We start from the raw sequence: 13,682 nt of genomic DNA on the forward strand, positions 1-13,682 counted from the left end.
CAGGCCAAGCCCGGTGCCCGGGCGGGCCGGCCCGCTCAGGCCGGGGCCCGGGTTCCTTCCCCGGGCCGCCCCGGCTCGTCCAGCAGCTCCAGCACCGCCAGGACGGCGACCAGCCCGAGCGCCAGACAGAGCGTCACCAGCACCGTCGGGTAGCTCCACAGGACGAAGGCCAGCGCCGCGAGCGCCACCGCCAGCCAGCCGAGCGGGGCCTTCCAGCGGTGGACGAACCGGCCGACCGGCCCGAGCCGCAGCCCGGACCGTCCGGCCACCCGCCGTACCGCGCCCAGTCCGGCGCGCCAGCCGCCCCGGACGGCGCGTGCCCAGCGCCCGGGGCCGATGACCCAGGCGCCGAGCGCGACCAGCAGCCCGAGGGTGACCACCACCCGGACGGCCGAGCGCAGGTACCGCACCAGGGTGTCGTACACCGCCTGGGCGACGGCCTGGTCGACGTCGGCGGGGAGCCGGTCCAGGTAGACGGCCCGGAACACGCTCAGCCCGATGCCCAGCAGCAGCGCACCGCCCGCCATGCCGAGGGCCGTCGTCACCACCGCCTGGCGCCGCCGGGTCGCGAGCAGCACCCCGCCGAGCGCGCAGGCGCCGGCCAGCACCGGGACCCAGAAGCCGGCCAGGTCCAGGACCCGCAGGGCGGTGCGGACCTTGGGGATGGCGTCGGACTGCACCAGCGGGTACGAGGTGTGGATCTCCGGGATCCGGGAGGCCAGCGGGACGCCCTGGTCGACCAGCGCGGACTTCACCCGGGCGATCACCGGGGCGAGGTCCAGCACCACGGTGTCGTTGCGGACCTCGACGGCGCCGCCGCCCTGTCCGGTCACCATCTTCTCCAGGGCGGCGTGCGCGTTGCGGTTGACCTCCGTCCAGAGGGCGACGAAGGCGTCGCTGTCCACGAGCCGGGCGACCTGGGTGTGGACGAGGCCGCTGAGTCCGTCGGTCAGGGCCTGGCCGATGCCGCCCAGCAGGGCGCCGAGCTGGGGCCGGTCGGCCGGGGCGAGGCCGTCGAGCAGCGAGTCGAGCGGGAGCTGCTTCACGATCTCGGCGGTCACCCGGTCGGTGACGGCCGTCTTGATCCGGGGGTCCCTGGCCAGCGGGGCCATCGTCGCGAGGTAGCGGTCGGTGTCGCTGATCTGGGACCTCGCCCAGAAGGCGAGGGCGCTGAGCGGGGTGAGCACGCAGGCCAGCACGATCAGCAGGGCGGCGAAGAAGGAGCGCACCCGGTGCCGGGGCGGCGGACGGTCCGTCGGCTGCCGCGCCGGGCCGGTCGCCAACTGTCGGGCGAGCCGTGCCTCCTGGGCCTCGACGGCGCTCAGCCGGGCCCGCAGCTCGGCCAGCTCGTCGCCGGGCCGGTCGGTCGGCATGCCGGGACTCCGTTCCTCCGGGGTGCAATCCAGGAGACAACGGATCAGATCGGACGGCCAGTCGGGAGGCGCGGTGGCGGGAACGGCCCCGCGACCAGCCCCTGTGCGGGCCCGCGACCAGCCCCTGTGCGGGCCCGCGACCAGCCGCTGAGCGGCCCCGCGAACGGCCCGGAACGGCGGAAAGCCCCTGGTGGGGTCACCAGGGGCTTTCCGGAGGAGAAAGGAGGATCAGGCGGTCGTCTCGGGCCGCTTGGTCTCGGTGGCTTTGGTCACGTTGGTCGGCGTGACGGCCGGGCGGTCGGCGCTCTGCTGGGGAGCGGCGGTGCTCTGCGCGGTACCGGCGGCAGCGGCGTCCGCCGGGGTGTCGTCCTCGCGCATGGCCTTCGTCTCGGCCTTCAGGATGCGCATGGACTTGCCCAGACCGCGGGCCATCTCGGGCAGCTTCTTCGATCCGAACAGCAGGATGACGACCGCCAGCACCACGAGAATGTGCCAGGGCTCAAGACCGTTCCGCAGCATCCCTGGCCACCGGTCCCTTCTTGTCTAGAGTCGTGGCGGGCGCCAGCGCCCGTGTTGGCCAGTATGCCTGGCCATGACGGAGAACGGATACACCAGCTGGGAAACGCTGGCCAAAAACCAGGTGCCGTTCGAGCGGATCGCGAGCGCCGCGCCGTCCACCTGGCCGAATGCGGGTGCCGAAGCTCACACCCGCCGACCGCTCCGCTCCGATCGGTATCCGATCAGTAGATGAACGGCACCAGACGCTTCGACACCCGGCGGTACTCCGCGTACTCGCTCCCGAGGGCGTCCAGCAGCAGGCGCTCCTCGGCGGAGATCCGCCAGCCGTACGCGGCGAGCAGCAGGGCCGCGACCACCAGGGCGGCGGCCCAGCTGCCGGTGCCGACCGCGTAGCCGACCCAGACCAGCAGGCTGCCGGCGTAGCCGGGGTGCCGGATCAGCCGGTACGGGCCGGTGCGGACCACGCGCTGGGTGTCCACGGTGCGCAGGGTGCGGGTGTAGTAGCGGCCCAGGGTGCGCATGCCCCAGGCCCGCAGCGCCAGCCCGGCGGCCACCGCGGCCACCCCGAACCAGCGGGCCCAGGTGGGCAGTTCGCCGACCGCGGCGCGGTCGAACAGCACCACGGCCAGGACGGAGAGGGCGTAGCAGCCGAGCAGCAGCCGGGTCGACCCGCGGTCGCCGTGCCAGCTGCCGGCGGAGGCGTCCTCGCGCCGGCGCAGCAGCAGCTCGTAGGCGATCCAGCAGAGGAGGCCGAGGAGGGAGAGGAGGGCGGGCAGGGACATGAGGGGCTCCCGGCGGTCGGGTCCGAGGTGTGCTTCCACGGTCCTCCCCGGTGGGCGGCCGGGGCACGCACCCGGGGGTGGACCCACCGCGGTCCACCCCCGGGTGGAGGCCGGGCGCGGGCGTCGCGCGGCGGTCGGGCGGGGTTCGGGGCGCGGAACGGCGGAGAGCCCCCGCCCGGGTGGGCGGGGGCTCTCGATGACTCGCGTGGATCGGGCCGGCCGGGTCAGGCGGTGACGGGCTCCGGGGCGGGGGCGGGGGCGGCGGCCGGGAGGTGGCGCATCAGGCGGTAGGCCAGGGCCGCGGCGCCCAGGGCGAAGAGCAGGCCGACCACGGCGGCGACGTGCAGGCCGTCGGTGAAGGCGGTGCGGGCGGTCTCCAGCAGGTCGGCGCCGAGCCGGTCGGGCAGGTGGGCGGCGACGGTGGCCGCGCCGCCGAGGGTGTCCTGGGCGGTCCGGGCGGCCTCGCCGTCGACGCCGGCCGGGAGGGCGCCGTCCAGCCGATGGTGGTAGACGGCGGCGCCGGCCGCGCCGAGCAGGGCGATGCCGAGGGAGCTGCCGAGTTCGACGGCGGTCTCGGAGGTGGCGGAGGCGGCGCCGGCCTGCTCGACCGGGGCGGCGGAGACGACCATCTCGGCGGTCATCGTCATGGTGCCGACCGTCCCGGCGGCCAGTACGCCGGCCGCGGTGAGGACGAGTGCCAGCGGGGAGTGCGGGCCGACCTGGGTCATCAACGCGAAGCCCGCCGAGCCGACCAGGAAGCCGCCGCCCATCAGCACCGCCGGGCGGACCCGGCCGGCCAGCGCCGAGCTGACGCCGACCGCCGCGCCGACGCCCAGGCTCGGCACCAGCGACCAGAGCGAGGCGGTCAGCGGGCTCATGCCCTTGACCAGCTGGAGGTACTGGGAGGTGAAGAGGGCGAAGCCCATCATCGCGAACATCGCGATGCTGTTGACGCTGATCGCGCCGCTGAAGGTGCGGATCCGGAACAGGCCGAGGTCGAGCAGCGGGTTCGCGGCGGTGCGCTGGCGCTGGACGAAGGCGCCGGCCAGCAGGAGTCCGGCGACGACGGCGAGCCCGGGCAGGAGGCTCCAGCCCTCGACGGCGATCGTCTTGACGCCGTAGACCAGCGGCAGGATCGCGGCCAGCGACAGCGCGGCGCCGAGCAGGTCGAAACGGCCGGTGCGGCGGGTGGAACGGTACTCGGGGAGCAGGACGGGCGCGGTCAGCAGCACCAGGGCCATGACCGGGACGGCGAGCAGGAAGGCCGAGCCCCACCAGAAGTGCTCCAGCAGCAGGCCGCCGGCGACCGGGCCGAGGGTGGCCCCGGCGGTGAGGATGCCGCCCCAGGCGCCGAGCGCGACCTGCCGCTGCCTGGGGTCGTGGAACATCGTGCGGATCAGCGCGAGGGTCGAGGGCATCACGGTGGCCCCGGCGGCGCCGAGCACGGCGCGGGCCGCGATGAGCTGGCCGGCGTCGTGCGACCAGGCGGCCAGCAGCGAGGCGCCCGCGAAGCCGGCGGCGCCGATCATCAGCAGCCGACGGCGGCCGATCCGGTCGCCCAGCGCGCCCATCGTGATCAGCAGCCCGGCCAGCAGGAACGAGTACATGTCCATGATCCACAGCTGCTGGGTGCCGCTCGGCGCCAGCGTGGTGGAGATGTACGGGACGGCGAAGAAGAGCACGCCCATGTCCATGGTGAGGACGAGGGTCGGGAGCAGGAGGACGGCCAGGCCGATCCATTCGCGACGGCCTGCTCGGCCGGTGGTTGCGGTCATGGGGAAGACGGTACGGATGTGTCAGACGCTTGTCTAGTACATATGTGCAAGACATCTGTTCAGTTCTTCCGTAGGATCGGGGCATGGGAAACCGCGAAGACCTGATGGCCGGCGCCAAGCGCTGCCTGTACGAGAAGGGCTACGGGCGCACCACCGCCCGTGACATCGCGACCGCCTCCGGCGTCAGCCTGGCCGCGATCGGCTACCACTTCGGCTCGAAGGAGACGCTGCTCAACGCGGCGATGATCGAGGCGATCGGGGAGATGGGGGAGGCGCTCGGCGCGGTGGTGATCGCCGCCAACCAGGTGTCGGACGACCCGGAGGTGCGCTTCGCGGCCGTCTGGGACGGGCTGCGGGACGTCTTCGTCGAGCACCGCGGGCTCTGGGCGGCCCAGTTCGAGGCGCTCGCCCAGGCCGGGCACGCCCCCGAGCTGGCGCAGGCCTTCGCGGCGGCGCAGAAGGAGGGCCGGCTCGGCCTCGCCGCGGTGTTCCGGGGGCTGCCCGAGGTGCCGGACACCGAGGAGGAGGTCGCCCTCGGGAGCTTCTACCAGACCCTGCTGGCCGGTTACTGCGCCCAGTGGCTGGCCGCGCCCGAACTCGCGCCCAGCGGGCAGGACTTCCTGCGCGGGCTGCGGCTGGTCAGCGACAGTGTGTTCAACCCCGTGCGGCCGTAGGGAACGTCCCGCCCGTGGGGTGCGCCCCGCGCGCCCGTAGCGGGTGTTCCGCCGCCCGCTACGCGGTGACGGCGGTCAGCAGCACCACCGAGTCGACGTGCGCCAGCAGCCCGTGCCGCTCCTGCGGGACGGGCTCCAGGCGGCCGGCCGCCAGTTCCAGCCGCCGGCCGGCGATGGTCAGCGAGACCCGGCCGCGCAGCACCTGGACGCTGCCCGCGGTGGGCGGGTTGTGCTCGTCCAGCGCGGTGCCCGCGGTCAGCGCGATCACGGTCTGCCGCAGGATCCCGTCGTGCAGGACCAGGTGGGCGCTGCGCCCGTGCGGGCTCTCGGCCGCCCGGGCGGCGTGCTCCACGGCGAGCTGTTCGAGATCGGGCATCGCGCCTCCTCCTCGCTCCGGGCGCACTCCGTGTGCCCAGGGTCGCGGACGCCCGGGGGCCCCGCACCCCGGAAGGGCCCCGCGCCCCGGAGCGGCCCGAGGTGCAGCCCCCGCCGACTGCCCGCATCGTGGAGGCATGGCGACCAACCAGATCTTCAACGGGCTTCAGGTCAACCGCTCGCTGCTGGCCGGCGGCGTGGTGCTCACCGGCGTCGGATCGCTGCTCGGCGCGGCCGGCGCGGCGATGGTGTGCGCCGCGCTGTTCACCGCCGGCCGCGGCTGGCTGCGGAGCCTGGAGACCGCTCCGACCGCGCTCGCCCAGCGGGCCCTGCACGACGCGAAGGTGGCGTCCTCGGCCGGCTGGGACGCCTGGCGCGCCCAGCACGGCTCGCCCAACTGAGCCGGTGCGGTCGTCGGTCCGGGTGCGGCGGGTCACGCCTCCGGGCGGCCCACCGCACCCGGCCCGAACGGCCCGAACGGCCCGAACGGCCCGAACGGCCCGAACGGCCCGAACGGCCCTACAGCCCGAGCGACTTGGCGATGATGCTGCGCATGACCTCGCTGGTGCCGCCGTAGATCCGGAACACCCGGTTGTCGGTGTAGAGCCGGGCGATCGGGTACTCCAGGATGTAGCCGTAACCGCCGTGCAGCTGGAGGCACTTGTCGATCACGGTGGAGGCCGACTCGGTGCAGAACAGCTTCGCCGCGGCCGCGTCCGCGACGGTCAGCTCGCCGTCCTGGTACAGCTCCAGCGCCCGGTCCACCATCGACTGCTGCGCCACCACCTGGGCCTCGCAGTCGGCCAGGGTGAACTTGGTGTTCTGGAACTCGGCCACCGCCTTGCCGAACACCTTGCGGTCCTTGACGTACTGCACCGCGAACCGCACCGCCGCCGCGGACGCCGCGTAGGCGCCGACGGCGATCGCCAGCCGCTCCTGCACCAGGTTGTGGGTCAGGTAGGAGAACGCCCGGCCCTCCTCGCCGAGCAGGTTCTCCACCGGCACCCGGACGTCGCTGAACGCCAGCTCGGCGGTGTCCGAGGTGCGCAGGCCGATCTTCTGGAGCTTGCGGCCGACGGTGTAGCCCGCGGAGGAGGTGTCCACGCAGAGGATGGACAGCCCGGCCCGGCGGTTCTCCGGGTCGTACGGGGCGGTGCGGCAGACCACCAGGACGAGGTCGGCCAGCACGCCGCCGGTGATGAAGGTCTTGGCGCCGTTCAGGACGTAGTGGGTGCCGTCCTCGGAGAGCCGCGCGGTGGTGGTGATGCCCGCGAGGTCGGAGCCGGCGCCCGGCTCGGTCATCGCGATCGCGGTCATGATGTCGCCGGAGACGAAGCCGGGCAGCCAGCGCCGCTTCTGCTCCTCGGTGGCGTACTCCAGCAGGTACGGCAGCACCAGGCCGGTGTGCACGCCCGAGGAGCCGAAGCTGACGCCCGCCCGGGCGGTCTCCTCGGCGACCACCGCCTGGTACTTGAACCCGCTCTCGCCCGCGCCGCCGTACTCCTCCGGCACCTCGATGCCGTAGACGCCGAGCGCGCCGAGCTGCCGGTAGAAGTCGCGCGGCGGGTGGCCCTCGGCCTCCCAGCTCTCGTAGACCGGGACGACCTCGTTGGCGATGAAGTCCCGGATGGTCTCCCGGAAGGCCTCGTGGTCCTCGTTGAACACGGTGCGGCGCACGGCGGCGCTCCCTTCGACGGCACCGGCCGGGGCTGCCGGCCGGGGCGGAACGTGCCTGGTGATGGCCCCACAAGTTAATCCGGGGTAGCTTCGACTGTCCAGCGTCCGAAGGCTATTGGAGCACGGGCGGCGGGGGCGGCAAGTGAATCCTTGCTAGCCTGCTGGGAGTGTCCGGGGAGACGGCGGGGAGGCGTGTCATGGTGGTCCGACGGCCGCCCGGGCGGCGCGCCCAGATCCTGGCCGTGGCCGCCGACCGCTTCCACCGCAGCGGCTACCACCAGGTCTCGATGACCGAGGTCGCCGCCGGTGTCGGCATCACCGCGCCCGCGCTCTACCGACACTTCCGCGGCAAGCCCGAACTGCTCGACCGCGCCGTCCGGTTGGGCCTGGACGCGCTCGCCGAGGGCCTGCGCCCGGCCCGCACCACCGCCGACTTCGGAGCCGCGCTGGCCGCCGTCGCGGTCGGCCACCGTGCGCTCGGCACCCTGGTGCAGCGCGACGCCCGGCTGCTGCCGCCGGCCCGGCGGGCGGCGCTGCGCCGCGAGCTGCGCGCGGACGTCGCCCTGATGGTCGCCGTGTTGCGCGCGGAACGGCCGGAACTCGCCGTCGGCGACGCCGAGTTGCTCTGCTGGTCGGCGCTCTCGGCCTGCGCCGGGCTCTCCTACCAGTCGGCGGCGCCGCAGCCCCGACGGGCCGAGGCGCTGCTGCGCGAGGTGGTCGCGGCCGTCCTCGCGGTCTCCCCGGGCGGTACGGCCGCGGGGCCCGCCGCCGTGGCCGGGCCGCGGCCGACGCCGGAGCCCGGGGCGCGGGCGCGCCGGGAGGAACTGCTCGCGGCGGCCGTACGGCTGTTCCACCAGCGCGGCTTCGACAACGTCAGCACCGACCAGCTCGGCGCCGCCGTCGGCATCTCCGGCCCCAGTGTGTACCGGCACTTCGACAGCAAGGCCGAGCTGCTCGCCGCCTCGCTGGTGCGCAGCCGCGAGCGGCTCTGGCACGAGGTGGACGGCGCGATCGCGGCCGCCGCCGGGCCCGGGGCGGCGCTCGACGCCGGGCTGGGCGCGTACGTCGACTTCGCGCTGCGCAACGGGGACTACCTGGGCGCGATGCTCAGCGAGACGGAGCGGCTGGCCCCGCCCGACCGCCGGGCCGCGGTGGACTTCCGGCGGGACTTCCTGCGCACCTGGGTCGGACTGCTGCGGCAGGTGCGTCCCGGGTACGACGCGGCGGCCGCCCGGATCCGGGTGCACGCGCTGTTCGCGCTGGTCAACGACGGGGTGCGGAACCGTCCGCACAACGCCCGGCCGGACCTCGGGGACTGCCTGCTGCGGCTCGGCCGGGCGGTGCTGGGGCTCTCCTGACCGAGGCTCCCCCGGGGCGAGTCGGCGGCGGGGCCTAGTAGAGGACGTGCGGGTAGTAGACCTGCGCGTCGACGCCGCGGTCGCGCCGGGGAGCGTCGCTCCGGAGGGACTTGTGCTGGACGGTGTTGCCCTGGTCGGCGCTGACCGTCCCGCCGTTGCCCGTCACCGCGACGCCGTTGTTCTGGTTGCCCGCACCCGAACCGGTGGCCGTCTGCTGGGTGTTGACCACGTTGCCGTGGACGGTGCCGATGATGTTGCCGGAGCCGGAGTCGCTCACCACGCTGCCGTTGGAACGGTTGCCCGCACCGGCGCCGGAGCCGCTGTCGGCGTGCGCGGTGGCGGCACCGAGGCCGACGAGGAGGAGTGCCCCGAGGGCGGTGACGGCGGCGGCTGCGCGAATACGGGACACGCTGGTCTCCCTGGCGAGAAGCGAATGGTGGTGCCGCCCGGAGCGGCCGCCCCGGGGCGCCGGGACGTGGCGTCGCGCCTTCAGCATTCACCAGTGGGGTGGACGAACTCCACCGAACGGGTGGCAATTCCCCCGATGGTGGAGGGGTGGTCAATTCGACGTTGTCGAAGTTGACCGCATTCCGTCATTCCATCGGGAAGGCGTCAAGAAGAAAGAAATGGTCGCCAGATAGTCGCACTGGCACACTGAGGACCCATGTCTGATGGTGCCCCGCCCGAGTTCACCCCCGCCGAGGAGCTGCGCACGACCGAGGTCGATCTCGGCGGCCTGGTGAACGTCCTCGCCACCCACCTCTACTCCACCCCGCTGGTCGCCCTGCGCGAACTCGTCCAGAACGCCCACGACTCGCACACCCGCCGGCTCCTGGAGGACCCGGACGGCGACCACCGCCCGCTGATCCGGGTGCGCGCCGACGCCGCCCGGCGGACCGTCGCCATCGAGGACACCGGCGCCGGCCTCACCGAACCCGAGATCCACTCCTACCTGGCCACCGTCGGCACCGGCTACACCCGGATGCTGCGCGAACTGACCGGCAACCAGGAGCTGATCGGCGCCTTCGGCCTGGGCTTCCTCTCCGCCTTCTCGGTCGCCGACGAGGTCACCGTCACCACCACCTCGCACCGCGAGCCGGGGCTCGGCCACCGCTACCGCAGCCGCGGCGGCGAGCAGTACCAGGTCGAGCCGGTGCCCGCCCGGCCCCGGCCGGGCACGGTGGTCGAGCTGGCGCTCAAGGCCGAGCACGGCCACCTCGCCGACGAGGACGTCCTGCGCGACGTGCTCGGCCGCTACTGCGTGCTGCTGTCGGTCCCGGTGCACGTCGGCGAGGACGAGCGGCCGGTCAACTCCGTCGAGGTGCCCTGGCGCGGGCGTCCGGAAGGCGACCCGTACGCCGCCCGGATGCGCTTCGCCGCCGCCTTCGGCCGCCGCTTCGAGCCGCTCACCGCCTTCCCGGTCGAGCCGGTCGAGGGCGCCACCGACGCGGTCGGCCTGCTCTGGGTCCAGGACGGCGGCAGCTACGGCAGCAGCGACAACCGCGACCTCGCCGTCTACCTGCGCGGCATGCTGCTCGCCGAGGACGCCCGCGACCTGCTGCCCCGCTGGGCCGGGTTCATCGGCGGCGTGGTCGAGTCCGACCGGCTCACCCCCACCGCCAGCCGCGAGGACCTCCAGCGCGACGAGCACTACCACGCGCTCCGGAAGGCCCTCGCCGACGCCATCGTGGACGGCCTGTACGAGACCGCCCGGCTGCGGCCCGCCGCCTGGCGCCGCATCCTCACCCGGCACGGCAACGACCTGCTCGGCGCCGCGCTCTGCGACGAGCGGCTGTTCACCCTGCTCGCCGACGACGTCCCGGTGCCCACCTCCCAGGGCGACCTCACGGCCGGCGCGCTGCGCGCGGCGGGCGGCGGCGCGGTGCACGTCGCGCTCGGCAGCGGCGGCGGCTTCGAGGAGATGCTGTACCGGGCGATGCGGGTGCCGATCGCGCGCGGCGACCGCTACGCCGTCCTGCCGTTCCTGCACCGCTACGCCGAACTGCGCGGCTGCCGGGTGGTCGAGCTGGGCAGCGAACGCGGCAACCGCGAGCTGTTCCGCGACCCGGAGCGCCCGCTGCCGGAGCACGAGGCGGCCTGGCTGGCCGGCGCCCTCGCCGACCCGGGCGAGCAGCTCGTCCCGGCCCGCTTCGACCCGCCCGGCCTGCCGCTGGTGCTGGTGCCGGACCGCGAGGCCGAGCTGAAGGCCCGGATCGAGGACGACCAGGCGGACGCCCGGATACCGTCCGCCGCCCTGCGGCTGGCCCGCGCCTTCACCGCCCGCACCGACGGCGGGGTCCGGGCCCGGCTCTACCTCAACCTGGCCAGCCCGGCGGTCCGGGACCTGCTCGCCGCCTACCGCGCCGGGCACACCGGCAGCGCGACCGCGGCCGGGCTGCTCCGCTCGATCAAGGTGATCATGGCCGCGGCCTCGTCCGGCCCGTCCGAGGGCGACCTCACCGCCGCGCTGGCCGGCATCGGCACCGCGGTCTCCGCGCTGACCGCCGCCGTCCCGGCCGGGCTGCCGGAGGTCCCGGACAGCCCCGGCGCGCTCACGGAGGAGCCGTGACGGACGGACTGTCAGTGGGGTGCGGTAGACAACTCATCAGCACGACGCAGGGGGAACAGCCATGACCACCGACATCTGGGCCTGGGTGCGGGACACCCACCGGCAGCTGGCCGAGGCCGGCCACCACCGGCTGGCCGACGCCATCGTCGAGCTGCCCGAGCACGCCACCGAGGGGCGCAACGAGCAGCTGGACGCGCTCTACCCGGAGGCGGTGGCCGCCGCCCGGGCGCTCGGCCTGCCCTGGGTCGAGGTCTACCTGCGGCACTGGCGGATGCAGAACCTGCTGAACAAGCGCCAGCAGGGCGAGGCGGTGCTGCCCGAGGCGGTCGACCTGCTGGAGTTCGCCCACCGGGAGGACACCGAGGGCTGCCCGCAGTCCGTCTGCGTGGTGCAGGACTTCGCGATCTGCCACGCCCGGGTCGACGGGCCGGGGTACGTGGCCGAGCGCCTCGCCGTGGTCGGCGAGACGCTCGACCGGATCGAGCCCGACCGGGCCTGCTACGACTGCCTCTCCCGCGAGTACTCCGACGCCCTGGAGGACGACGGCCGGGCGGCCGAGGCGCTGGACCACCTGGACTCCGCGGCCAACCGGATGCGGGCGGCCGGCCAGCCGGTCTCGCTCCGCTTCCACCAGGCCCGGGCCGGCACCCTGCACCTGCTGGGCCGGCACGAGGAGGTGCTGGAGCTGCTGGCGACGGCCGAGCGGGCCGAGCAGACGCAGGGGCGCCGCCTGGACGAGCGGGACCAGCGCTGGGGCGCCCTGCTGCGGGCCCGCGCGCTCGCCGCGCTCGGCCGCACCGAGGAGTCGCTCGCCCTGCTGCCCGAGCGGGCCGAGGCCGAACGCCACGCCGACCTGCGCGGCACCTGGGCGGAGACGGCCGAGCTGCTGGTCGCGGCCGGCGCCCGGGAGAACGACGCCGAGCTGGGCGCCGTCCTGGCCGGCTGGGTCGGCTACCTGGACGGCGTCGGCGCGCACCGCCCCTGCGTGGACCTGCTGCTGGCGGCGGGCCGGCTCGCGCTCGCCCGCGGCGCCCGCACGGTGGCCCTGACCCTCGCCGCGACCGGAGAGCGCAAGCTCACCCGGCTGCGGCGCACCGACGGCGTGTCGGAGCAGGTCGCGGCCCTGCGCGCGGCCGCCGAGGCACTGCCGGAGCCCGAGCTGCCCGTCCCGCCGGGCGAGCTGGCGGCGCACCTGGCCGAGGTCGGGGTGCCCTACGAGACCGGCGCCGACCTGCTCTCCGTCGCCCTGGACCGGTACCGGGGTGAGCAGGCCGGCGCCACCGAACTGGCGGTGCTCCTGGCCACCGTTCTGGGCGGCCTCGGCCACGCCCGCGCCGCGGCCGACCTGCTGTGGCGGCACCTGGAGGACGACCCGGCCGACCGCGAGCTGACCGGCGCGCTCGGCGAGATGCTGATCGACGCCCGGGACGCCGAGGGCATACGCCGCCTCGCCGACCGGGTGGCCGTCACCGCCCCGGCCGACGGGCACTGGATACGGGCCCGCTGGGCCGCCGCCGAGGGCCGCTGGGCCGAGGCGCTGGAGCGGTGCCAGGAGATCCTGGCGCTGGACGACGAGGTGCTCAACACCCGCCGCCTCGCCGCCCACGCCGCCACCGAACTGGGCGACCACGCCACCGCCCAGCGGATGTACCTGGAGCTGCTGGAGCGCGCGGCGCCGGCCGACGGCGCCGCCGAGGAGGAGGACGGCCACCGGACGGTCCAGGAGCCGGACCTCTGGCACCTGATCACCGCCGCCACCGCCAACCGGGACTGGGCCGTGGTCCGCTCCACCGGCGCGCTGCTCGACATCGAGTTCGACGAGCCCGAGGGCCCGGTGGACGAGGAGTGGCAGCTGGTCACCGTCCGCGCCACCCGCACCAACGGCGCGACGTCCGACCTGCCCGCGCTCCGGACGGGCCCGGCCACCGCCCGCATCCTGCCGGTGCTCGGCGACGACCTGACGCTCAACCACGGCGACGTGGTGGTCTTCGCCCCGGCCCTGCTGGAGCGCCCGCCGGCCGAGGACGCCCCCGAGGAGGAGCGGCAGCGCTGGCGCCCGGTGTTCGAGCTGCTCACCCTGCTCGACCCGGCCGGGTACACCACGTACTGGATCGACGGCGGCTGGCCCGGCGACGAGCCGTGGTCGGCGCTGCGCGAGGAGCTGCACGAGGCCGGGTGCGCGGTCTGGGTGTACAGCGGCGACGAGTACCGGATCACCGACCCGGCGGAGGGCGGCGACACCCTGCCCGGCGTCTACGCGGCCCTCGGCGTGCCGCCGACCGCCTCGGCCGCCGAGGCCGACGCCCTGCTGCTGCGGCTGACCGGCGGCTGGGCGCACCCGCTCGCCTGGCCGGAGCTGGCCAAGGCGGCCGGCGCGGACCTCGCCCGGCACGAGGAGACGGTCGAGCGCTACGGGCTCTGACCGCCCCCGACCGTACGGCCCCGGCGGGCCGGCCCTCCCGGGCCCCCGCCGGGGCCGTACGCGTTCCCGGGCTCTCACCGCGCGGCCCGCTCCCTGCCCGCTTCCTGCCCGCGCCGCGTCCGTCCGTCCGACGGGAACCATCCGGTGCCGCCCCGAGT

12 protein-coding genes are annotated in these 13,682 nt (G+C 75.0%); 5 read left to right on the plus strand and 7 right to left on the minus strand.

The genetic code is table 11. The features are described 5' to 3' along the window. Positions 1-35: 35 nt before the first annotated feature. From ACFVXH_RS11910 to ACFVXH_RS11925, 4 genes are all read right to left on the minus strand, one after another. A complete protein-coding gene (locus ACFVXH_RS11910; protein ID WP_387822569.1) occupies positions 36-1,373 on the minus strand; it encodes a hypothetical protein in 1,338 nt (445 codons plus the stop codon). Positions 1,374-1,601: 228 nt separating this feature from the next. Next, a complete protein-coding gene (tatA, locus tag ACFVXH_RS11915; RefSeq protein ID WP_049659292.1) occupies positions 1,602-1,892 on the minus strand; it encodes a Sec-independent protein translocase subunit TatA in 291 nt (96 codons plus the stop codon). 221 nt (positions 1,893-2,113) lie between these two features. Next, entirely contained in the window at positions 2,114-2,674 is a 561-nt protein-coding gene (locus tag ACFVXH_RS11920; RefSeq protein WP_387822574.1) for a methyltransferase family protein, read from the minus strand. A gap of 224 nt (positions 2,675-2,898) precedes the next feature. Beyond that, positions 2,899-4,449 carry an MFS transporter gene (locus tag ACFVXH_RS11925; RefSeq protein WP_387822577.1) on the minus strand — a complete coding sequence of 517 codons (1,551 nt, stop codon included), beginning with the start codon at positions 4,447-4,449 and terminating at the stop codon, positions 2,899-2,901. 83 nt (positions 4,450-4,532) lie between these two features. Between ACFVXH_RS11925 and ACFVXH_RS11930 the strand changes: the two genes are divergently transcribed. Then, entirely contained in the window at positions 4,533-5,123 is a 591-nt protein-coding gene (locus ACFVXH_RS11930; protein WP_074001754.1) for a TetR/AcrR family transcriptional regulator, read from the plus strand. 58 nt (positions 5,124-5,181) lie between these two features. Here the strand turns inward: ACFVXH_RS11930 and ACFVXH_RS11935 are convergent, their stop codons facing one another. Beyond that, positions 5,182-5,499, minus strand: a complete 318-nt coding sequence (locus tag ACFVXH_RS11935) for a hypothetical protein (protein ID WP_049659213.1) — start codon at positions 5,497-5,499, stop codon at positions 5,182-5,184. A 136-nt stretch (positions 5,500-5,635) separates the two neighbouring features. Here ACFVXH_RS11935 and ACFVXH_RS11940 point away from each other — a divergent pair, with 136 nt between their 5' ends. Continuing rightward, a complete protein-coding gene (locus tag ACFVXH_RS11940) occupies positions 5,636-5,899 on the plus strand; it encodes a hypothetical protein (RefSeq protein WP_074001753.1) in 264 nt (87 codons plus the stop codon). A gap of 118 nt (positions 5,900-6,017) precedes the next feature. On the opposite strand, the gene ACFVXH_RS11945 is transcribed toward ACFVXH_RS11940, so the two are convergent. After that, a complete protein-coding gene (locus ACFVXH_RS11945) occupies positions 6,018-7,175 on the minus strand; it encodes an acyl-CoA dehydrogenase family protein (RefSeq protein WP_049659211.1) in 1,158 nt (385 codons plus the stop codon). Positions 7,176-7,372: 197 nt separating this feature from the next. Here ACFVXH_RS11945 and ACFVXH_RS11950 point away from each other — a divergent pair, with 197 nt between their 5' ends. Then, entirely contained in the window at positions 7,373-8,533 is a 1,161-nt protein-coding gene (locus ACFVXH_RS11950; RefSeq protein ID WP_380744317.1) for a TetR/AcrR family transcriptional regulator, read from the plus strand. Positions 8,534-8,567: 34 nt separating this feature from the next. Here ACFVXH_RS11950 and ACFVXH_RS11955 read toward each other — a convergent pair whose 3' ends face one another. Continuing rightward, positions 8,568-8,942 (minus strand): hypothetical protein, encoded by a 375-nt coding sequence (locus tag ACFVXH_RS11955; protein WP_380744315.1) that lies wholly within the window; start codon positions 8,940-8,942, stop codon positions 8,568-8,570. Positions 8,943-9,197: 255 nt separating this feature from the next. On the opposite strand from ACFVXH_RS11955, the gene ACFVXH_RS11960 reads away from it, so the two are divergent. Then, a complete protein-coding gene (locus ACFVXH_RS11960; protein WP_049659465.1) occupies positions 9,198-11,102 on the plus strand; it encodes an ATP-binding protein in 1,905 nt (634 codons plus the stop codon). Between the two features lie 61 nt (positions 11,103-11,163). Beyond that, the gene (locus tag ACFVXH_RS11965; protein ID WP_387822584.1) at positions 11,164-13,524 is read left to right on the plus strand and encodes a hypothetical protein; all 2,361 of its coding nucleotides are present in this window, start codon (positions 11,164-11,166) and stop codon (positions 13,522-13,524) included. The last annotated feature ends 158 nt before the right edge of the window (positions 13,525-13,682 follow it).

Origin of the sequence: Kitasatospora sp. NPDC058184, from assembly GCF_042883725.1 — a bacterium.
In the GTDB taxonomy this organism is placed as follows: domain Bacteria; phylum Actinomycetota; class Actinomycetes; order Streptomycetales; family Streptomycetaceae; genus Kitasatospora.